The sequence below is a fragment of the Achromobacter sp. genome (assembly GCF_032102605.1).
In the GTDB taxonomy this organism is placed as follows: Bacteria; Pseudomonadota; Gammaproteobacteria; order Burkholderiales; family Burkholderiaceae_B; genus Achromobacter.
The window spans coordinates 219,125-239,291 of the sequence record NZ_DAMDGT010000003.1; the positions used below are offsets into that span (position 1 = coordinate 219,125).

The window sequence follows — 20,167 nt, forward strand, 5'->3', positions numbered from 1 at the left end:
ACGCCGGTCACATTCATTCATGCACGCCACTCCCGGAAACGTCTTCATGGTCGTCGCACCCAGCGGCGCCGGCAAGTCCAGCCTCGTCAAGGCGCTGCTTGCCCAAGACCCCTCCATCCTGCTTTCCATTTCTTGCACGACGCGCGCGCCCCGGCCCGGCGAAGAAGATGGCCGCGAATATCGTTTCGTATCCGTCGACGAATTCAAGCGCATGCGGGAAGCGCAGAACCTGTTGGAATGGGCGGAAGTGCATGGCAATTTCTACGGCACTCCGCGCGACCGCATCGACGAGGCCACCAGCCAGGGGCACGACGTGCTGCTGGAGATCGACTGGCAAGGCGCGCGGCAGGTGAAGCAGCGCTTCCCCCGCGCCATCGGGATTTTCGTGCTGCCGCCGTCCATCGATGAACTCGAAAGCCGGCTCAAGGCGCGCGGCCAGGACGAGCCGCAAGTCATCGCCCGCAGGCTGATGGCCGCAGGCGGCGAAATCGCCCACGCGCCGGAATGCGAATATGTTATTATTAATCAAGAATTTAGCGTGGCCCTGTCGGAACTGACCCAAATTGTCAGCGCCGCTCGGCTGCGTTTTTCGTCTCAGGCCGCCCGCCACGCCGAGTTGTTTGCGCAACTTGGCATCCCGGCCGAACACTGAGCCGAACGCATTCTCCCCATCATCCATCAGCACCAGGTGTCCTAATGGCTCGCATTACCGTCGAAGACTGTCTGAACCAAATCCCCAATCGTTTCAAGCTCACGCTGGCCGCGACGTATCGCGCCCGTGAATTGGCGCAAGGCCACGCCCCGCGCCTGGACAGCAAAGACAAGCCCACGGTCACGGCACTGCGCGAAATCGCGGGCGGACTCACCGGCGTGGAAATGCTGCGCAAAGTTCCCACCTGATACTCTCCGGGGGGCTGCAAGCATGGCTTTTCCCGGGCTGAAGTACGCTTCATCTGGTCTTCTTGCCGCACTGCGTGCCGGTTCCCGTCTTGGGCGCCGCACGGGCAAGAAAGACAAAAACTCCCCTACGCCGCCGTCCGTCGCCGCACAAGAAGCGGCGGACGCGACCGCATCTCCGGTCGCTTCCCTGGCGCCGCTGACCGAAATCATCGGCAGCTATCTCGACAAGAAAGACGTGGAACGCGTGCGCGAAGCCTACCGCTTCGCGGACCAGGCGCACCTGGGCCAGTTCCGCGCCAGCGGTTCGCCCTACATCTCGCACCCCATCGCCGTCACGGAAATCTGCGCGGGCTGGAAACTCGACGTCAACGCGCTGTCCGCCGCGCTGCTGCACGACGTGATGGAAGACCAGGGCATCGCCAAGCACGAGCTCGCCGAAAAATTCGGCCCTGAAGTCGCGGAACTGGTGGATGGCCTGTCCAAGCTGGACCGCCTGGATTTCGCCACCAAGGCCGAGCAGCAGGCCGAGAGCTTTCGCAAGATGCTCCTGGCGATGGCGCGCGACGTACGCGTCATCCTCATCAAGCTGGCCGACCGCCTGCACAACATGCGCACGCTGGACGCGGTCAATCCTGAAAAGCGCCGCCGCATCGCCCGCGAGACTCTGGAAATCTATGCGCCCATCGCGCATCGGCTGGGTCTGAACCTGCTGTTCCGGGAATTGCAGGATCTCTGTTTCGCGGCAATGCACCCAAACCGCTATCAGGTGCTGTACAAGGCGGTTCTGGCCGCCCGCGGCAACCGCCGCGAAGTCATCACCAAGATCGCCGATTCCGTGCGCGCGGCGTTGCCCGCAGCCGGCATCGAGGCCGAAGTCAGCGGCCGCGAAAAAACCCTGTTCGGCATCTATCGCAAGATGGTCGACCAGAAGAAGTCGTTCTCGGACGTGCTGGACATCTACGGCTTTCGCGTCGTGGTGCATACGCTGCCCGAGTGCTATCTGGCGCTGGGCACCCTGCACCAGCTCTACCGGCCGGTCCCGGGCAAGTTCAAGGACTACATCGCCATCCCCAAGGTGAACGGCTACCAGTCCCTGCACACGACGTTGGTCGGCCCGTACGGCACGCCCGTGGAGTTCCAGTTCCGCACGCGCGACATGCACCACGTCGCCGAAGAAGGCGTGGCCTCGCACTGGTTGTACAAGGGCGCCGACCTTACGCTCAACGATCTGCAAAAGCGCACGCACCAATGGCTGCAGTCGCTGCTGGACATCCAGAGCCAGACCGGCGATTCCGGCGAGTTCCTCGAACACGTCAAGGTCGACCTGTTCCCCGATGCGGTCTATGTGTTCACGCCGCGCGGCAAGATCATTTCGCTGCCCCGAGGCGCCACGCCAGTCGATTTCGCCTATGCCATCCACACGGATATCGGCAACCAGGCGGTGGCCGCCAAGGTCAACGGCGAATTCGTGCCGCTTCGCACCGAGCTGAACAGCGGCGACACGGTCGAGATCGTTACCTCGCCCGCGTCGAGGCCCAACGCGCAATGGCTCAACTACGTGCGCACGGGCCGGGCCCGCTCTGAAATCCGCCACTACCTGCGCACGGTCAAGTACGAAGAATCGGTCGCCTTTGGCGAACGGCTGCTGGGTCAGGCCATGCAAGAGCTGCACATGCCCTTGCCCGCCACCGACGACCCCGCCTGGCAGAAACTGGCGCGCAGCACCGGCGCCAGTTCGCGCGAGGAAATCCTGGCCGACATCGGCCTGGGCAAGCGCCTGGCCGCGGTGGTCGCGCGCCGCTTCGCGCCAGAACATCAGCTTGTCGCCACCACGGCCGCCGCGGTGGACGAGCTGACCTCGGCCCGCAGCGCGCCCATCCTGATCCAGGGCAATGAAGGCCAGGCGGTGCAGCTGGCGCCGTGCTGCGGCCCGTTGCCGGGCGACCCCATCGTTGCAGGCATGCGCATGGGCCATGGGCTGGTGGTGCATACCGCGGATTGCCCGGTGGCCTTGCGCCAGCGCCTGCGCGAACCCGAACGCTGGATCAACGTAGGCTGGGACGCGCACACCGCCAAGCACCTGGCTACACGGCTGGACATCGTCACGCGCAACGAACGTGGCGTGCTGGGCCGGCTGGCTGCGGAAGTCACGGCGGCGGACGCCAACATCGTGCATGTCACGATGCACGACGACGCCGTGTCCACCGTTTCGCTGCACCTAACCATCCAGGTCGATAGCCGCAAGCACCTGGCGCAGGTCATCCGCGCCATCCGCCACGTGCCGCAGGTGCAGAAGATCGTCCGCGTGAAGGGCTAGCGCCTTTCCAGCGTGAAAGACCAGGCGTCCGGCAACTTGCCGGACGCTTTTTTTTCAGGCCACGTGCTGCAGGAAATCCTTCAGGCGCTGGCTGGGCGGATTGCTGAGTAGTTCCTCGGGCGGTCCGTCATGCGCGATCTTGCCCGCGTCGATGAAGATCAGGCGGCTGCCGACCTTGCGCGCGAATTCCATCTCGTGCGTGACGACCACCATCGTCATGCCCTCCTCGGCCAGGTCGCGCATCACCTTGAGCACTTCGTGCCGCAGTTCGGGATCCAGGGCGGACGTGGGCTCGTCGAACAGCATCAGCTTGGGCTTGATCGCCAGCGCGCGGGCAATCGCCACGCGTTGCTGCTGGCCCCCGGACAGCTCCGACGGATAGTGCTTCATGCGCTCGGCCAGGCCAACCTTGGCCAGCAGCGCCTCGGCCACTTCGCGGGCCTCGGCGCGCGTCTGGCCACGCGTATGCACGGGTCCGAACATGACGTTTTCAAGCGCGGTCATCTGCGGAAACAGATTGAACTGCTGGAAGACCATACCGGCCTCCCGCCGGATCTCGCGCACTTGCGCCGGATCGCCCTTGACGCTCAGGCCATCGACCAGCAGATCGCCATCGTTGATGGTCTCGAGCACATTGATGCAGCGCAGGAACGTGGATTTGCCCGACCCCGACGGGCCGACCACCACCACGACCTCGCCCGCGTCGATGTTGAGCGATATCCCGTTGAGCACCATGGATTCGCCGAAGCTCTTCGTGACGTTGTGAAATTCGACCATGCTCATATGATGCGCATCCTCTTTTCCACCAGGTGCAGGCTCAACGCCATCAAACCGGTGAGGATCAGGTAGATGATCGCAACCGCCGACCAGATTTCGACGGCGCGGAAGTTGCTTGCCATGATTTCCTGCCCCTGCCGCGTCAGTTCGGCCACGCCGATCACGATGAAAAGCGAGGAATCCTTCAGGCTGATGATGCACTGGTTCCCCAGCGGGGGAATCATCCGCCTGAATGCGACAGGCCCGATGATGTGGAAAAGGATCTTGTGAAAAGGCAGGCCCATCGCCTGCCCCGCTTCCTTGAGCCCCTTGTGCACCGACAGCAGCGCCCCGCGCACGATCTCCGAGATGTACGCCCCGGAATTGATGATGAGCGTGGCGATGGCCGCCCATTCCGCATCAACCCGGATATCCGCCAGCAAAGGCAAGGCGAAATAGATGAACATGACCTGCACGACGATGGGCGTGCCGCGGATGACCGCGACATAGACCTGCGCAATGCCCGAAAGAATCACGTTGCCGTAGGCACGCGTCACACCCGAGAGCGCGCCCAGCAGGAAACCGCCCGCCAGGCCCCAGAATGTGATCTTGATGGTCATGAGCGTGCCCTCGAGCAGATTGGGCAACGCGCCTTCGATTACCGACCAGTCAAACTCCACGATCTTCCCCCTTCGGCGCGCTGGCGCGCCGCATCATGGCGGACGCGCCGCGGGTGGGTTGCGGTCATGGCTGCCGCCGCCGCTGAAGTCCGGCGCCGCCGCCGGACCCTGCCCTTACCGCTGCCTAGCCGGCGCGCCCCTGAAAAGTGCCGCCCGCCCGAATGATCAGGGCTTCTTGCCGAACCACTTGGTGTAGATCGCGTCGTATTCGCCGCTGGCCTTGAGCGCTGCGAGCGCCTTGTTCACCTGCGGAACGAGATCGCTGCCCTTGGGGAAGGCGATGCCGTAGAAGTCGCCGCTCTTGACCGAGCCGACCACTTTCACGCGGCCTTTGCCCGCCGTGTTGGCGTAATACTGCACATTGGGCGTGTCATGCACGGCCGCGTCGACACGGCCGGTGGCCAGTTCGAGGTAGGCGTTATCGATGTTGGGGAACAGCTTGAGCTTGGCGTCCGGCACCTGAGCCTTCAGGAAGTCCACGGTGGCGGTGCCGGTCTTGACAGCCACGGTTTTGCCGGCCAGCGACTTGGCGTCGGTGATGTCAGTGTTCTTTTCGCCCACCAGGATGGCCAGGCCGCTTTCATAGTACGGGTCGGAGAAATCGATGACCTTCTTGCGGTCGTCCCGGATGGTGATGCCCGCCAGCGCGGCGTCGATGTTCTTGGTCTGCAGGCCGGGGATGATGCCTGCGAAATCCATGGGCTGGAGCTTGTACTTGAGGTTGAGTTGCTTGGCGATGGCTGCCCACAGATCCACGTCGAAGCCCGTATAGGTATTACCCTGCTTGAACTCGAACGGCACGAAAGCGGTATCGGTGGCGACCACCAATTCCTTGCCCTGGGCCTGCGCGGCCGAGACGGCGCCAAACATCGCCACGGACAGGCCGACCAGTGCGGCGGCAACTTTACGTTTGATCATGAAACTCTCCTCGTGGGGAGCGCCAGGCACCCCGGGGTTGTTGTAAGGGCATGATTCCTGGGCCACGCCGGATTTCCCCGCCGCAACTTATCGATGATCTTAACGCATCCGTCCCCACCCGGCGGAGCCCGAAAAATTTACAATCCGCGAGACACGCGGAGGATTCCCATGGCCTACAAATACGTACGCATCGCCGGAAACCGCCGTCAGGTCGGCGTGGCGCTGGGCAAGCTGGCGCGCCCGATCATGACGGGCTATCTCGATCAAAGCGACACATGGGACGCCTTGCGGCCGTGGCGCGGCCATGCGTACGTCGATGAACTGGCGCAGCAGGCAGAGGCCGCCCTGCCCCAGATCTGGGAAGAATTGGAAGGAATGGCCGAAGGGCTGCGCATGCCGGTCAAGGACGTGCTGCTATGGCACTGCCGCGGCGATCTGCTGCACAGCACCACCGACGGGTGCACATCCGTCGCCCTGAAGGCCGCGGACGGCTCGCGCTGGATCGGCCATAACGAAGACGGCGATCCCTATCTTTATGGCCGATGCCACCTGGTGGATGTCGCCCTGGACGATGCCCCGGGCTACTTGAGCTTCTACTATCCGGGCTCGCTGCCGGGCCATACTTTTGGCGCCAACCGCGCCGGGCTGGTGCAAACCATCAACAATCTGCGCACCCGGCAGCGCCACGCCGGCGTGCCCCGCATGTTCCTGGCGCGCGCGGTGCTTGACTGCGCCACACTGGACGACGCGCTGCAACTGCTGAAGGGCCTGCTGCATTCCGGCGGTTTCCACCACACCCTGGCGGCCGCCTCCGACCCGCGCATCATCAGCGCGGAAGTGATACCGGGCTCGGTTTCCTTCCTGGAAATCGGCAAGCGTTACGGGCATGCCAACCACATGGTGCATGCCGACACCCGCGGACAGATGCAGATCATCACCGATTCGTCGCGCGCGCGTCAGAACCGGATCGAAGGATTGGTGGATGGATGGTCCGCGGACTCGGGCAGCGCCGACATGCTTGCCGCCCTGCTGGACGCCCACGGCAAGCTGCCGATCCTGCGCACCGCCCGGGACGACCCCGATGGAGAAAATACCCTGGCCACCGCGATCTTCGAGATACGCGACAGCGAGGTCGTCCTGCGCGTGCACGACCGCAAGACGCGGGCGGACATCGCGCTGGACGTGATGTCCGATCCCGACTGAGCGGAACCGGACACCCCTCGCGCCGATCAGGCTGCGCCGTAGCCGCCGCCTCCGGGCGTTTCCACCACGAAGACGTCGCCAGGGCGCAGTTGCGCGCTGTCTTGCGGCCCAAGCTCCTGGATGGTGCCGTCCACGCGCTCGACCGTGTTGCGGCCCATCGCGCCCGGCTGCCCGCCCGCCAAGCCGAACGGCGCAAAGCGGCGGTTGTTCGACAGGATGGCCGCGGTCATGTCTTCCAGGAAGCGGATACGCCGCACGCCGCCGTCGCCGCCCGGATAACGGCCCGCGCCGCCCGAGCCCTTGCGGATCTCGTACGATTCCAGCCGGACCGGGAAGCGGAACTCCAGCACTTCGGGATCCGTTAGACGCGAGTTGGTCATGTGCGCCTGCACGACGGACGTGCCCGCGAAGCCTTCGTCCTGCGGACCGGCCGCGTCGATGCGCACCGGGCCCGCGCCCGTGCCGCCCGAGATGGTCTCGTAGTACTGGTGGCGCGCGTTGCCGAACGTGAAGTTGTTCATCGTGCCCTGGCTGGCCGCCAGCACGCCCAGCGCGCCGTACAGCGCGTTGACGATGCACATGGACGTTTCCACGTTGCCCGCCACCACCGACGCCGGCGGGTTGGGACGCAGCATCGAGCCTTCCGGCACGATGATGGACAGCGGCACCAGACAACCGTCGTTCAGCGGGATGTCGTCATTGACCATCGTGCGGAACACGTACAGCACCGCCGCCACGGCGATTGCGCCCGGCGCGTTGAAGTTGTTGTCCAACTGGGCCGACGTGCCCGTGAAATCGACCACTGCGGTGCGCTCTTCGGTGTCCACGCGTACGGCCACGCGAATCACCGCGCCGTTATCCAGCGGGTATTCGTAGCTGCCGTCCTTGAGCACCGAAATCACACGGCGCACCGCCTCTTCGGCGTTGTCCTGCACGTGGCCCATGTAGGCGCGAACCACATCCAGGCCGAAGTGATCGCACATGCGCAGCAGTTCCTGCACGCCCTTTTCGTTGGCGGCGATCTGTGCATGCATGTCGGCGATGTTCTGGTCGGGATTGCGCGCCGGCCAGCGGCCCGAACCCAGGATCTCGCGCGCGGCCTCTTCCCGGAACTCGCCGTTCTTGACGAGCTGGAAGTTCGTGAACAACACGCCTTCGTCCTCGACCGTCTTGGAATCCGGCGGCATCGAACCCGGCGTGGTGCCGCCGATATCCGCATGGTGCCCGCGCGAGCCCACATAGAACAGGATCTCGCGGCCGGCCTTGTCGAACACGGGGGTGATGACCGTCACGTCAGGCAAGTGCGTGCCGCCATGGTAGGGATCGTTCACGACATACGCATCGCCCGGCATCATGCGGCCGGCGTTCGCGTTCATCACGGTGCGAACCGATTCGCCCATCGAGCCCAGGTGCACGGGCATGTGGGGCGCGTTGGCGATCAGGCGCGCCTGCGCATCGAAGATCGCGCAGGAGAAGTCCAGGCGCTCCTTGATGTTGACCGAATACGCCGTGTTCTGCAGGCGGTAGCCCATCTGCTCGGCGATCGACATGAAGAGGTTGTTGAAGACCTCGAGCATGACCGGATCGGCCTGCGTGCCGACCTTGCGGCGTTCAGGGCGCGCTTCCACGCGGCGGATCACGAAGTGGTCCTGCGCGGTCAGTTCGGCCTGCCAGCCGGGCTCGACGACGGTGGTCTGGTTCGGTTCGGAAATGATGGCGGGACCCGGCACCACGTCGCCGCCGGCCATGTCTTCGCGCACGTACAAGGGCGTGTCGCGCCAGGCGCCCGCGCTGTACATGCTGACCACGCGGCGGGAGGCCAACTCGCCGTCACGGCTGCGCGCGGTCGCGGCTTCGCCGACGCGCTCGCCGCCGCCCGTGGCTTCGACCGAAATGGTCTCGACAACGAGTTCGCGATTGGGCATCAGGAAGGAATAACGCTGACGGTAGGCGGCCTCGAAATCGCGGCGGGCCTGCTCCAGGTCGGAAAAAGCCACTTCCAGCGCGGTGTCGGTGCCGCGGTACTTCAGGTGCAGGCGGCGCTGCACGTTGATGTCCGTTTCGGCCACGTGCTGGCGGCGCAGTTCGCCAACCGCCTGGCCGGCCAGGACGTCGAGTTCGTCCTTCAGCTCGCCCATCAGCGCGGCGTCCAGCACCTTTTCGACCGTCTTCTGGCGCATATCCGTCTGGTCCGCCAGGCCCATGCCGTAAGCCGACAGCACGCCGCCCAGCGGATGGGCGAATACCGTGGTCATGCCCAGCGCGTCGGCCACCAGGCACGCGTGCTGGCCGCCGGCGCCGCCGAATACGGTCAAAGCGTACTCGGTCACGTCATGGCCGCGCTGGACCGAAATGCGCTTGATCGCCTCGGCCATGTTGCCCACGGCGATTTCAAGAAAGCCCTCGGCCAGCTGTTCCGGCGACATCTCGCGGCCCGTCGCGGCGCGAACTTCGTCGGCCATGGCGGCAAAGCGTTCGACCACGGCTTCCCGGTCCAGGGCTTCGTTGGCGTCCGGGCCGAATACCTTGGGAAAGAAGTCCGGCTGGATCTTGCCGAGCAGCACGTTGCAGTCCGTGACCGCCAGCGGGCCGCCGCGGCGGTAGCACGCCGGTCCCGGATTCGCGCCGGCGGAATCCGGTCCGACCCGCAGGCGCGCGCCGTCGAAATGCAGGATGGAGCCGCCGCCGGCCGCGACCGTATGGATGCTCATCATGGGCGCGCGCATGCGCACGCCCGCCACCTGGGTTTCGAACTCGCGTTCGAACTCGCCCGCATAGTGCGAAACATCCGTCGACGTTCCGCCCATGTCGAAACCGATGACCTTTGGAAAGCCGGCGATTTCGCTGGTCCGCACCATGCCGACGATCCCGCCGGCCGGCCCCGACAGGATCGCGTCCTTGCCGCGGAATCGGTGCGCATCGGTCAGGCCGCCGCTGGACTGCATGAACATCAGGCGGATGCCGGGCAGTTCGCCGGCGACCTGGTCCACGTAGCGCTTCAGGATGGGCGACAGGTAGGCATCCACCACGGTGGTGTCGCCGCGCGACACGAACTTGATCAGCGGGCTGACCTCGTGCGACACGGACACCTGGGTGAAGCCGATCTCGGCGGCGATCCGGGCGGCGGCGCTTTCGTGATCGGGCGCATGCCAGGCGTGCATGAAAACGATGGCGACTGCGCGGATGCCGCTGTCGTAGGCGGCCTGCATGTCCTTGCGCAGGCCGGCTTCGTCCAGTGCGCGGATCACTTCGCCGTCGGTCGCCACTCGCTCGTCCGCCTCGACGACGGATTCGTACAGCATTTCCGGCAGCAGCACGTTGCGATCGAAGAGCCGCGGACGATTCTGATAAGCAATGCGCAGCGCATCGCGGAACCCGCGCGTCGTCACGAGCAAGGTGCGCTCGCCCTTGCGCTCGAGCAGCGCATTGGTGGCCACCGTGGTGCCCATCTTCACGCACTCGACCTGATCGGCCGGCACCGGTTGCCCGGGCGCGATGCCCAGCAGCTTGCGGATTCCGGCCACCGCCGCATCGCGATACTGCTCGGGGTTTTCGGACAGCATCTTCGCCGTGGTGGTGCTGCCATCGGGACGGCGCGCCACGATGTCGGTAAAGGTGCCCCCACGGTCGATCCAGAATTGCCACTTCATACTAGGTATCCTCGAGAACAAGAGGTCGCCGCGGCGCGTATGGCCGCGGTCGGGTTGCTGGTGTCGGGGCTTGCCCCGCGTGTTTGGTTCAAAGAGAGGTGGCGGCCCGGGCCGCCTGGTCGTACAGGCCGGACAGCGCGCGCAGCGTGTGCGCCAATTGCCGGCTGAATTCAAGGCCGCCTCCGCCAGGCGCATCCAGGCCGGCGGTCAGGCATTGTTCGCGGATTTCGCCATAGCGCTTCAGGATTGCCGTCCCTTCGGGCGTGACGCTGTAGAAAACTTCCTTGCTGCTGCGCTCTCCGCGCACGACGCCAAGGCGATCGAGCTTCTTGAGCGCATAACTGACGATGTGGGTGTCTTCGACGTTCAGCGTGAAGCAGATGTCGGCCAGCTTCTTGGGACGCTGGCGGTGATAGACATGGTGAAACACCATCACATCGGTGGGTGTCAGGTCCGGAAGGCCCGCAGCCGCCATGCAACGCACCGTCCAACGGTCGAAGGCGTGGCTGGCGATCATCAGGCCGAATTCCACTTCGGAAAGATCGGGCGCGCTGCCGCCCGCCAGATGGGCCGACGATGCAATCAAAGTGGGGGTCATAAGAGCCGGAGGCGGAATTTATCTGGATGAAATACTAATAATTTATCTATATTTCATCAATAAAAAACCACTAGCGACACGCAGAATTCCCTCGATTCGAGGGAATACCCCTACGCTTGTTCTTCAGTGACGGTTCAGGGCGCTTCCCAGCCCATGGGCAGGTTGGCGCGGATCAGCCACCCGGCGATCGAAATGCGGGCGGCGATGACAGGCATGGGATCGCCCGGGCCGAACCAGCGTGCGTCGGCGATTTCGTCTTCCTGGATGCGGATGTCGCCGGACACGTAGTCCGCCGTGAACGCCACCATTAGCGAATGTGGAAACGGCCAGGGCTGGCTGCCGAAGTACTGCAGATTGCCGACCTTCAGCCCCACCTCTTCGTAGATCTCGCGGTGGACGGTCTGCTCGATGCTTTCGCCCGGCTCGACGAAACCGGCCAACGCCGTGTAGCGGGCCGCGGCCCCATTGTTGTGACGCGCCAGCAGGATGCTGTCCCCTTTGCGGATCAACACCATCATGGCCGGTGAAATGCGTGGATACGCCGATAGCCCGCAGGCGGGGCAACGCAGGCAGAATTCGTGCGTCAAGCGTTCGGCCGGCGTGCCACAGGCGCCGCAGAACCGGTGCGTGCGGGCCCACTCGGCGATCTGATACGCGCGGCCGGCCAGCGCCATGCCCTCGTCGTCGAACACGCCGAACAACGAACGCAGCTTCTTGAAGGCGTAGCCCTCCGGGGCTTCGATGGCCGGTTCGACGCACACGGTGCGATACGGCGAGCCTGCCTGCATCCAGACCGGCTGCAACACCGCGGCGGACAGCCCGATGCGTTCGCACAACGCCGTATCCGGCAACACGCTGGACGAGACTTCGACCAGCAATTCATCACGGCGAAAAACGAAATTCACACGACCCTCGGCGCAGCGTATCCAATTGCGCAATCTTAGAAGAAAAACCTGACAACTGAGCGTATCCCGGCATCGCTGACGGCAAACATTGAACCTTCAACCAATGAGCAACAGCGAACCCTAGGAATAACCCGTAAAACGTCGAATTCCCGCGCTTTGTTACCGCACAGCAACATAGAATGGCACGGCGCTCAGGCGGCGCGAAGCCGCGCCGCGCAATCTTTTTTCGCAATGCCTATCGGGCCAGACCCGTCATCACCATTCGCAAAGAAGGACCATTCATGTACAAGAAAATCTCGCTGCTGACCGGCAGCATCGTCCTGGCTTTCAGCGCGGGCGCACAGGCCCAGACCAAGTGGGACCTCCCCAGCGCCTATCCGGCAAGCAACTTCCACGTCGAGAACCTGACGACCTTCATCAAGGACGTCGACTCGCTGTCGCAAGGCAAGCTGAAGATCACGCTGCACAACAATGCATCGCTGTACAAGGCGCCTGAAATCAAGCGCGCGGTGCAAGGCAACCAGGCACAGATCGGCGAGATCCTGCTGACCAACTTCGCCAATGAAGACCCGATTTACGAACTGGACGGCCTGCCCTTCCTGGCCACCGGGTACGACGCGTCGTTCAAGCTGTATCAGGCGCAGAAGCCGTTCCTGGAAAAGAAGCTGGCCGCGCAAGGCATGACGCTGCTGTATGCGGTGGCATGGCCGCCCCAGGGCATTTTCGCCAACCGCGACATCAAGCAGATCAATGACATGAAGGGCCTGAAGTGGCGCGCCTATAGCCCGGTCACGGCGAAGATCGCCGAACTGGTCGGCGCCCAACCCGTGACGGTGCAGCAGGCCGAACTGGCCCAGGCGCTGGCCACCGGCGTGATCGACTCGTACATGTCGTCCGCATCCACCGGCTACGACACCAAGACCTACGAGTACATCAAGAAGTTCTACGACACCCAGGCCTGGCTGCCCAAGAACGCCATCATCGTCAACAAGAAGGCGTTCGACGCGCTGGACCCCGCCACGCAGGAAGCCCTGAAGAAGGCCGGCGCGCAGGCCGAGGAACGCGGCTGGAAGCTGTCGCAGGAAAAGAACAAGTGGTACCAGGCAGAACTGGCCAAGAACGGCATGGAAACCATCCAGCCCACGGTTGAGCTCAAGGAAGGCCTGAGCGTCATCGGCAAGCGGATGCTGGACGACTGGCTGAAAAAGGCCGGCGCGGACGGCCAGGCCATGATCGACGCCTACAGGAAGCAGTGATATTCCTATGCGCCGCTTTCTGGATGGTCTTTACGGCGCGGCCGGCCTGCTGGCCGGCCTGTGCACGATAGGCGTACTCGTGTCGGTGCTGGCGGCGATCATCGCCCGCCAGCTCAGCTTCAACATCCCCGGCACTGACGCCTACGCGGGGTACTTCATGGCTGCGGCCGGGTTCCTGGCGCTTGCCAGCACGTTCAAGCATGGCGAGCACATCCGCGTGACGCTGCTGCTGAATTCGCTGGCTCCCGCAGGAAGCCGCCGGCTGGACATTTTCGCCCTGGCCGTCGGCTGCCTGCTGGCCGCCGCCTTCGCGTTCTTCAGTGTCAAGCTGACCTACGACTCGTGGACGTTCAACGACATATCAACGTCCAACGACGCCACGCCGCTCTGGATTCCGCAGACAACCATGGCCGTGGGCACGATCCTGTTCTTCGTCGCTCTCGTTGACGAACTGATCCGCCGTTCGCGCGGCCTCGCCGCCGCCACCTCGCAGCAAACCCATGAATGAACTCCTCGTCATTACCTTATTGGTCGTCTCGATCTTCGTCCTGCTCGGCTGCGGCGTCTGGGTCGGCCTGACGCTGGCGGGCACGGCCTGGATCGGCATGGAGATCTTCTCCAGCCGCCCGGCCGGCGACGCCATGGCCGTCACGATCTGGGGCGCATCGTCAAGCTGGACGCTGACCGCCCTGCCCCTCTTCCTGTGGATGGGCGAGATACTGTTCCGCACCCGGCTGTCGGAAGACCTGTTCAAAGGTCTTGCGCCCTGGCTCAACCGGCTGCCAGGACGGCTGCTGCACACGAACGTGATTGGCTGCGCGATCTTCGCTGCCGTGTCGGGCTCGTCGGCGGCCACCTGCGCCACGGTCGGCAAGATGACCATTCCCGAGCTGACACGCCGCGGCTACCCCGAGGAAAAGATCCTGGGCACGCTGTCCGGCGCCGGCACCCTGGGCCTGCTCATCCCGCCCTCGATCATCATGATCGTGTACGGGGTGGCGGCGGACGTATCCATCGCCAAGCTGTTCATTGCGGGCATCGTGCCGGGTATTTTGCTGGCGCTGCTGTTCAGCGGGTACATCGCGTGGTGGGCCATACGAAACCCCGACCAGGTTCCGGCCGCGGATCCCGGCTTGTCGTTCATGCAAAAGCTGTCGCGTTCGCGTCACCTGATTCCCGTGATGTTGCTGATCGGCGCCGTGCTCGGGTCCATCTACACCGGCATCGCCACGGCAACCGAAGCGGCGGCCGTGGGCGTGGTGGGCGCGCTGATCCTGTCGGCGCTGCAAGGATCCCTGACCCGGTCCACCTTCATGCAATCCTTGCTGGGCGCTACCCGGCTTTACTGCATGATCGCGCTCATCCTGGCAGGTGCGCAGTTCCTTACCCTGGCGATGGGGTACATCGGTCTGCCGCGCGCGCTGGCGGAATGGATCGGGGGCCTTGGGCTTTCGCAGTTTGGCCTGATCATGGCGCTGATGGTGTTTTTCATCGTCCTGGGCTGCTTCCTGGACGGCATTTCGATCGTGGTCCTGACCATGGGCGTGCTGCTTCCGACGGTACAGGCGGCAGGCATCGACCTGATCTGGTTCGGCATTTTCATCGTGTTCGTGGTGGAAATGGCACAGATCACGCCGCCAGTCGGCTTCAACCTGTTCGTGCTGTCGGGCATGAGCGGGCGGGAACTGCCCTACATCGCGCGGGCGTCGCTGCCGATGTTCTTCCTGATGATCCTTGCCGTGCTGCTTCTCTATGCCCTTCCCGGCATCGCGACCTGGCTGCCGCTGCACATGACGCTGTAGGCCGACGCCATGCAGCCCGAAAGACCCCGTTCCATGAACGGGGTTTTTTTTCGCCTCATGCGATTCTTGGCCGTTTGGAGGGTTTACCGCGCTGTAAACCCGGGAAAACGCCGAACGATTTTGGTTTTCCACCCTCTTCAACTTTCTTAGAATCCCCTGGCGTCCGTGCGCAGCACTGCGACGGAGCACTCTTGCAGGATGGCCTATGTTCCGGAACCGCGCTTATCCGAAGCGTCGGTGCAAAGGCCAGGCGCCCGACGAACCGCCGGGCGACGCAGAACCGCGCCACAAGCGCGGCGCAACCATAAATCAGCTACACCAGGAGGAGTTCAAAGTGAAACGCATCACCCTAACGCTGGCCGCGGCCGGCATTGGCCTGGCCGCCGGCGCGGCAAGCGCCGAAACCAGCGTCACCCTGTACGGCATCGCCGACGTCAGCATCCGGTACCTCAGCACCAGCTCCGGCAGCGTCGGAGAAGATGGCAGCCGCATCTCGATGGAAAACGGCGCCATCTCCAACAGCCGCTGGGGCCTGCGCGGGTCCGAAGACCTGGGCAACGGCAACCGCGCCTTCTTCCGACTCGAGAACGGCATCAACCTGCAGAACGGCAAGGGGTCGGACACCACCAAGGCATTCAGCCGGCTCGCCTACGTGGGCCTGGACGGCGGCGGCATCGGCGCCCTGACGCTGGGCCTGCAGAACACGCCGATGTTCGACCTGCTGGCCGACTACTTCGACCCCCTGACGGTTGGGAACTACGAGCAGAACTCCTGGCTGCCCGCCGCCATGTCGCGCGTGCGCACCAACAACATGACCAAGTACGCCAACACGTTCGGCAACCTGTCGGTCGTGGCGTCCTGGGCCAATGGCGACGACTGGGACGACCGCAAGGCCGGCGAGCAGTACGGCGCCAGCCTGCGCTACACGATCGGCCAACTGGGCCTGGGCGCCGCCTGGCAGAAGACCTACGCCGCCACCGATTCGGACCAGCGCCAGCAGGCATGGAACCTGAACGCGTCCTACCAGTTCGATTCGGCCAAGGTGTTCGCGGGCTACTACAACGGCCGCGACGAAACCGGCTGGGTCAATGGCGTCATGGGCGGCACCACCACCGCCAGCCTGGACCGCAAGGACAACGGCTACTTCGCCGGCGTGACCTGGCAGGCCACGCCGCGCTGGGCCATCACGGGCGCTGCGTACTATGACCGCAGCGAGAACGTGGTCGAGGAAGGCGACAAGGGCAAGCGCTATGCGCTCGTGGCCGTAGCCGAATACTCGCTGTCCAAGCGCTCGCAACTGTATGGCACGGTGGACTGGAACAAGGTCAGCGACGCCGCCAGCGGCGAAATCGCGGGCAAGAGCAGCCAGCTCGGCGCCGCCGTGGGTTTCCGCCACATTTTCTGACCCTGCCGGCGTGTCGGACACCTTGGGTGTCTGACACTTGATCCCCGCCGGGACCACGGCGACAATCCACGCGTGCCTAGTTGTTTTCCCAAACACGAACCCGGCCCGTCGCATGTTTTTTTTCGATGCCTGCGTGCTTGCCTCGTCCGCCCGCCTGCTGCGCGCGGCACGGGCGGCCCTGGCGGCGGCGTCCGTGGCACTTTTGGCTGCATGCTCGTCGCCCGTGCAACTGATGCCCACGCCGGTCAAGTTCACGACGGGCTACGTCGATCCTTTCGAGCACAAGCAAGCCCTGGGCGCCAGCACGTCGATCCCCCTTTTGTACGCCACCAACCGCGCCGTCTTCATCGAATCGCGCCAGCCCTTCTATTCCATATTTCCCAGCGACACGCTGCGCATGGGCGCGGCGCAGGTGCAGATCGGCGATGGCTCGCTCGACTGGGAGCAGTTGCGCAGGCTGTCCACGTCGGTCAGCGAACGCGGACGCCCGGTGCTCAGCCTGGAACGCATGGAAGAGTTCGTCGCGCTTACGCCGCAAAGCGACGCGGAGACCTCGCCCGAGGCCCAAGCCTACTTTGCCCTTATCAATGACGCGCTGGCCGCCAGCCGGCACCGGGACCTGATCGTCTACGTGCACGGCTTCAACAACGCGGTATGGCGCGGCACCGCGCAAGCCGCGCAATTCCACCACTTCACGGGCCGCCAGGCCGTCGTCCTGGTCTTTCTGTGGCCCTCGGCCGGAAGCCTGCTGTCCTATGCGACGGACGTCCGCGCGGCGCGCGCGTCAGTGCCTGCGTTTGCCCGTCTGATCGAGCTGCTGTCGCGCAATACGAATGCGGAGCACATCAACATACTTGCCTTCAGCGCGGGCGCGCGAATCGCCAGCGAAGGGCTCGCGACGCTGGCCCGGCCCAACGAGGGCGAGACGCGCGAGGCGCTGCGCGCTCGCCTGCGGCTGGGCCAGGTCTATTTCGCGGCGCCCGACGAAGACACGTACCGCTTCGTGACGGACCTGCGCCAGTACATCGACCTGACCGAACGAGTGAGCCTGGGCGCCAACCTGGGCGACCGGGCCCTGCGCTTCGCGGCGCGCCACCAGCGCGCCTCCCGCGCGGGCCGTCCGAGTGCGGACGACCTCACGGACGAACAGATCGCGTTCGTGAATGCTGCCTCGCAGCAGTTGAACTTCGACATGATCCGTGTGGATCCCCGCGACATTCCCGGGCTGGGACGCCGCGCGCACAGTTTCTGGTTCAGCAACGCCTGGGTGAGCAGCGACGTGCTGATGCAATTTCTGTGGCACAAGGCTCCAGCCGATCGTGGATTGCAGGAGTCCCACACCCCGAATGGCTTGCGCTTCTGGACATTTCCCCCGGACTACGATCAGCGCGTCGAGGGCCTGATGCGCGGCCGCAACCCCGCCGAGCTCTGAATGACCTGGCCGGGTGTGCGCGTCGACCGCTTTGCCACCCGACCGGCGCAACACCCTGCAGACAGACCCTACAGCACCGCCATGCGGCTGTTGATCAAGTCGGTGACGAGCATGTGGCCCGGCGCATGCGTGATGCAGAAATCGGGACGCACGGCCGCCACCACGGACTGCGGCGTGACGCCGCAAGCCCAGAACACCGGCATCTCGCCCGGGCGGATCTCCACGGCGTCGCCGTAATCGGGACGGTCGATGTCGGCGATGCCGATGAGGGCCGGGTCTCCGATGTGCACGGGCGCGCCATGCACCGACGGAAAGCGCGAGGTGACCTGGATGGCCCGGATGGCGTCCGCGGCTTTCAACGGCCGCATGGACACGACCAGCGGCCCGCCGAACACGCCCGCGGGCTGCGTCGGGATGCTTGTCCGATACATCGGCACATTCCGGCCCTGTTCGATGTGGCGCACCGGCAGGCCATTGTCCAGCATCGCCTCTTCGAATGAAAAAGAACATCCGATCAGGAAAGACACGAGATCGTCGCGCCAGATGTCGCGCACGTCGGTGGGCTCGGCCACCAGCTCGCCTTTCTCCCAGACCCGGTAGCGCGGGATGTCGGTGCGGATGTCGATATCCACCCCCAGTTCCGGCAACGACGGGTCGCCCGGTTCGGACATGGCCAGCAACGGACAAGGTTTGGGATTGCGCTGGCAGAAGTGCAGGAAATCCGCCGCCAGCGCGCGCGGCAGGATCGCCAGGTTGGCCTGCACATGCCCGGGGGCCAGGTTGGCCGTGGGTCCGGTCAGGCGCCCTGCTCGCGCATCGAGCCGCGCCTGGCGGGCCAATGCGACGCTGCTTCCAGCTTTATCGGCGTGAACCATGAGAATTCTCTTGTTGCGGGTGTCTCGAAACGCGATCAGCGGCCGGCGAACAGATCTTCGACGGCCAGGCCAATGCCCAGGATGCGGCGGTCCGTGCCGTTGCTGCCCGCGATCATCAGGCCGACAGGCGCCGAGCCGTCCGCATGGCAGGGCAGCGAAAGTGCGCAGCCATCCAGGAAGTTGATCAGCGTGGGATTGCGCAGGATCAGCCCGTTGGCGGCGTAGTAGGCCTCGTCGGAAGCCTGCAGGTCGGCCACCGCGGGCGCCACGATGGGCGTGGTGGGCATGATCAGGGCGTCGTAGCCCGCGATACGGTGATCCACCGCAGCGACCCATGCTTCGCGGGCGTCCAGCAGGTCCAGGTAATCCGCAGCGGACATATCCTGGCCGCGCATGATGCGCGACACGACCCGAGGATCGTAGCGTTTGCCCGCGCGCGCGATCAGGTCGCGGTGCCAGGCCCAGGCCTCGGCGGCGGTGAATCCGCCCTTGCTGTTGATGGCGGCCAGTTCGGCGAATTCGGGAATCTCGATCCTGTCGACCAGCGCGCCCGCGTCCTGCAGGCGCTGCACGGCCGCCGAGAAGGTGTCGGAAACGTGCTTGTCCATGGCGTCAAGCGCAAGCGTGGTGGGGATTGCCAGACGCAGGCCGCGCACGGGCAGCGCCTGCGGCACCGGACCGCCGTCGCCCGACAGAATCGCGTCCAGCTCCGCGCAGCAGCGCACGCTGGCCGCGATGGGGCCGATGGAATCCAGGTTGGCCGACAGCGGCAACACGCCCTTCATGGACACGCGCCAGGCGCTGGGCTTGAAGCCGGTGAGGCCGCACAACGCGGCCGGGATACGGACGGAGCCGCCCGTGTCGGAACCGATGCCGGCAACCGCCATGCCGTCCGCGACCGACACCGCGGCGCCCGACGACGAACCGCCCGGGATGCGGCCGGTGGCGCGGTCATAGGGGTTCAAGGGAGTGCCGTAATGCGGGTTGATGCCCAGGCCCGAATAGGCGAATTCGGTCATGTTGGTGCGGCCGATGATGACGGCGCCCGCGGCGATCAGACGCTGCACGACCTCGGCGTTCTCCTCGGCCACGGGTTCGCCTTCGCGCGCCACCGATCCGCCCATCGTGGTTTCGCCCTCGATGTCGAACAGGTCCTTGATGCTGATCGGCAGGCCTTCCACGGCGGAACGGACGATGCCCGCCGCGCGCAGCGTATCGGAGGCGCGCGCCTGGGCGAGCGCCGATTCGGCATACAGTTTGGTGAACACCCGGGCGCCCTCGCCCGCCTCGTCCTGGGCGCGCGCCAGGGCGGATTCGGTCAACTCGACGGAGGTGCTGCGGCCCTCGCTCAGGGCCAGGGTCAGATCATTCAAGGTCGAAACCATCATTGTCCTAGTGCCGCCTGGCGGCATGGGTATGCGAACAGGCGCTCCCGCAGGGGATGCGCCCGGGGGATCAATACAGGGCGTG

At 64.8% G+C, this 20,167-nt stretch carries 17 protein-coding genes; 9 read left to right on the forward strand and 8 right to left on the reverse strand.

The annotated features are described in order from the left end of the window. The first annotated feature begins 19 nt into the window (after positions 1-19). From gmk to RT614_RS08940, 3 genes are read left to right on the forward strand one after another with little or no spacing between them, the layout of a single operon-like run. Positions 20-652, forward strand: coding sequence for a guanylate kinase (gmk, locus tag RT614_RS08930; RefSeq protein WP_313622044.1), 633 nt, complete (start codon positions 20-22; stop codon positions 650-652). A gap of 44 nt (positions 653-696) precedes the next feature. Beyond that, a complete protein-coding gene (gene rpoZ / locus RT614_RS08935) occupies positions 697-900 on the forward strand; it encodes a DNA-directed RNA polymerase subunit omega (protein ID WP_006219679.1) in 204 nt (67 codons plus the stop codon). A 22-nt stretch (positions 901-922) separates the two neighbouring features. Next, complete coding sequence (locus RT614_RS08940; protein WP_313621750.1) at positions 923-3,217, forward strand: bifunctional (p)ppGpp synthetase/guanosine-3',5'-bis(diphosphate) 3'-pyrophosphohydrolase; 2,295 nt, start codon at positions 923-925, stop codon at positions 3,215-3,217. A gap of 54 nt (positions 3,218-3,271) precedes the next feature. Here the strand turns inward: RT614_RS08940 and glnQ are convergent, their stop codons facing one another. The 3 genes from glnQ to glnH form a co-directional block, all read right to left on the reverse strand. Continuing rightward, entirely contained in the window at positions 3,272-4,000 is a 729-nt protein-coding gene (gene glnQ, locus RT614_RS08945; RefSeq protein ID WP_313621751.1) for a glutamine ABC transporter ATP-binding protein GlnQ, read from the reverse strand. Next, the gene (gene glnP / locus RT614_RS08950; protein ID WP_313621752.1) at positions 3,997-4,653 is read right to left on the reverse strand and encodes a glutamine ABC transporter permease GlnP; all 657 of its coding nucleotides are present in this window, start codon (positions 4,651-4,653) and stop codon (positions 3,997-3,999) included. Before glnP ends, glnQ begins: the two co-directional genes overlap by 4 nt. A gap of 165 nt (positions 4,654-4,818) precedes the next feature. Then, positions 4,819-5,571: a glutamine ABC transporter substrate-binding protein GlnH gene (gene glnH, locus RT614_RS08955; RefSeq protein ID WP_313621753.1), complete on the reverse strand. Its 753-nt coding sequence runs from the start codon at positions 5,569-5,571 to the stop codon at positions 4,819-4,821. Positions 5,572-5,739: 168 nt separating this feature from the next. Here glnH and RT614_RS08960 point away from each other — a divergent pair, with 168 nt between their 5' ends. Then, on the forward strand, positions 5,740-6,774 hold the full coding sequence (locus tag RT614_RS08960; RefSeq protein WP_313621754.1) for a C45 family peptidase: 1,035 nt from the start codon (positions 5,740-5,742) through the stop codon (positions 6,772-6,774). 26 nt (positions 6,775-6,800) lie between these two features. Here the strand turns inward: RT614_RS08960 and RT614_RS08965 are convergent, their stop codons facing one another. From RT614_RS08965 to nudC, 3 genes are all read right to left on the reverse strand, one after another. Next, entirely contained in the window at positions 6,801-10,424 is a 3,624-nt protein-coding gene (locus RT614_RS08965) for a hydantoinase B/oxoprolinase family protein (RefSeq protein ID WP_313621755.1), read from the reverse strand. A gap of 88 nt (positions 10,425-10,512) precedes the next feature. Then, the gene (locus RT614_RS08970) at positions 10,513-11,022 is read right to left on the reverse strand and encodes a winged helix DNA-binding protein (protein WP_313621756.1); all 510 of its coding nucleotides are present in this window, start codon (positions 11,020-11,022) and stop codon (positions 10,513-10,515) included. A 134-nt stretch (positions 11,023-11,156) separates the two neighbouring features. After that, positions 11,157-11,927, reverse strand: a complete 771-nt coding sequence (nudC, locus tag RT614_RS08975; RefSeq protein ID WP_313621757.1) for an NAD(+) diphosphatase — start codon at positions 11,925-11,927, stop codon at positions 11,157-11,159. 281 nt (positions 11,928-12,208) lie between these two features. Between nudC and RT614_RS08980 the strand changes: the two genes are divergently transcribed. The 5 genes from RT614_RS08980 to RT614_RS09000 all read left to right on the forward strand — a co-directional run bounded on the left by RT614_RS08980 (position 12,209) and on the right by RT614_RS09000 (position 17,822). Beyond that, complete coding sequence (locus RT614_RS08980; RefSeq protein WP_313621758.1) at positions 12,209-13,183, forward strand: TRAP transporter substrate-binding protein; 975 nt, start codon at positions 12,209-12,211, stop codon at positions 13,181-13,183. A gap of 7 nt (positions 13,184-13,190) precedes the next feature. Next, entirely contained in the window at positions 13,191-13,691 is a 501-nt protein-coding gene (locus RT614_RS08985; RefSeq protein ID WP_313621759.1) for a TRAP transporter small permease, read from the forward strand. After that, positions 13,684-14,985, forward strand: a complete 1,302-nt coding sequence (locus RT614_RS08990; protein WP_313621760.1) for a TRAP transporter large permease subunit — start codon at positions 13,684-13,686, stop codon at positions 14,983-14,985. The genes RT614_RS08985 and RT614_RS08990 overlap by 8 nt, the downstream gene beginning before the upstream one ends. Before the next feature lie 334 nt (positions 14,986-15,319). Beyond that, a complete protein-coding gene (locus tag RT614_RS08995; RefSeq protein ID WP_313621761.1) occupies positions 15,320-16,390 on the forward strand; it encodes a porin in 1,071 nt (356 codons plus the stop codon). Between the two features lie 112 nt (positions 16,391-16,502). Continuing rightward, on the forward strand, positions 16,503-17,822 hold the full coding sequence (locus RT614_RS09000; protein ID WP_313621762.1) for an alpha/beta hydrolase: 1,320 nt from the start codon (positions 16,503-16,505) through the stop codon (positions 17,820-17,822). A 68-nt stretch (positions 17,823-17,890) separates the two neighbouring features. Here the strand turns inward: RT614_RS09000 and RT614_RS09005 are convergent, their stop codons facing one another. Together RT614_RS09005 and RT614_RS09010 are read right to left on the reverse strand one after the other, a co-directional pair. Beyond that, complete coding sequence (locus tag RT614_RS09005) at positions 17,891-18,697, reverse strand: putative hydro-lyase (protein ID WP_313621763.1); 807 nt, start codon at positions 18,695-18,697, stop codon at positions 17,891-17,893. 35 nt (positions 18,698-18,732) lie between these two features. Next, positions 18,733-20,082 (reverse strand): amidase, encoded by a 1,350-nt coding sequence (locus RT614_RS09010; RefSeq protein WP_313622045.1) that lies wholly within the window; start codon positions 20,080-20,082, stop codon positions 18,733-18,735. Between the last annotated feature and the right edge of the window lie 85 nt (positions 20,083-20,167).

What these genes read in the sequence shown, in the direction of transcription:
- gmk (WP_313622044.1), top strand. Translation starts at nt 20, where the DNA reads ATGCACGCCACTCCCGGAAACGTCTTCATGGTCGTCGCACCCAGCGGC.
- rpoZ (WP_006219679.1), top strand. Translation starts at nt 697, where the DNA reads ATGGCTCGCATTACCGTCGAAGACTGTCTGAACCAAATCCCCAATCGT.
- RT614_RS08940 (WP_313621750.1), top strand. Translation starts at nt 923, where the DNA reads ATGGCTTTTCCCGGGCTGAAGTACGCTTCATCTGGTCTTCTTGCCGCA.
- glnQ (WP_313621751.1), bottom strand. Translation starts at nt 4,000, where the DNA reads ATGAGCATGGTCGAATTTCACAACGTCACGAAGAGCTTCGGCGAATCC.
- glnH (WP_313621753.1), bottom strand. Translation starts at nt 5,571, where the DNA reads ATGATCAAACGTAAAGTTGCCGCCGCACTGGTCGGCCTGTCCGTGGCG.
- RT614_RS08960 (WP_313621754.1), top strand. Translation starts at nt 5,740, where the DNA reads ATGGCCTACAAATACGTACGCATCGCCGGAAACCGCCGTCAGGTCGGC.
- RT614_RS08965 (WP_313621755.1), bottom strand. Translation starts at nt 10,424, where the DNA reads ATGAAGTGGCAATTCTGGATCGACCGTGGGGGCACCTTTACCGACATC.
- RT614_RS08970 (WP_313621756.1), bottom strand. Translation starts at nt 11,022, where the DNA reads ATGACCCCCACTTTGATTGCATCGTCGGCCCATCTGGCGGGCGGCAGC.
- RT614_RS08980 (WP_313621758.1), top strand. Translation starts at nt 12,209, where the DNA reads ATGTACAAGAAAATCTCGCTGCTGACCGGCAGCATCGTCCTGGCTTTC.
- RT614_RS08985 (WP_313621759.1), top strand. Translation starts at nt 13,191, where the DNA reads ATGCGCCGCTTTCTGGATGGTCTTTACGGCGCGGCCGGCCTGCTGGCC.
- RT614_RS08990 (WP_313621760.1), top strand. Translation starts at nt 13,684, where the DNA reads ATGAATGAACTCCTCGTCATTACCTTATTGGTCGTCTCGATCTTCGTC.
- RT614_RS09000 (WP_313621762.1), top strand. Translation starts at nt 16,503, where the DNA reads ATGTTTTTTTTCGATGCCTGCGTGCTTGCCTCGTCCGCCCGCCTGCTG.
- RT614_RS09005 (WP_313621763.1), bottom strand. Translation starts at nt 18,697, where the DNA reads ATGGTTCACGCCGATAAAGCTGGAAGCAGCGTCGCATTGGCCCGCCAG.
- RT614_RS09010 (WP_313622045.1), bottom strand. Translation starts at nt 20,082, where the DNA reads ATGGTTTCGACCTTGAATGATCTGACCCTGGCCCTGAGCGAGGGCCGC.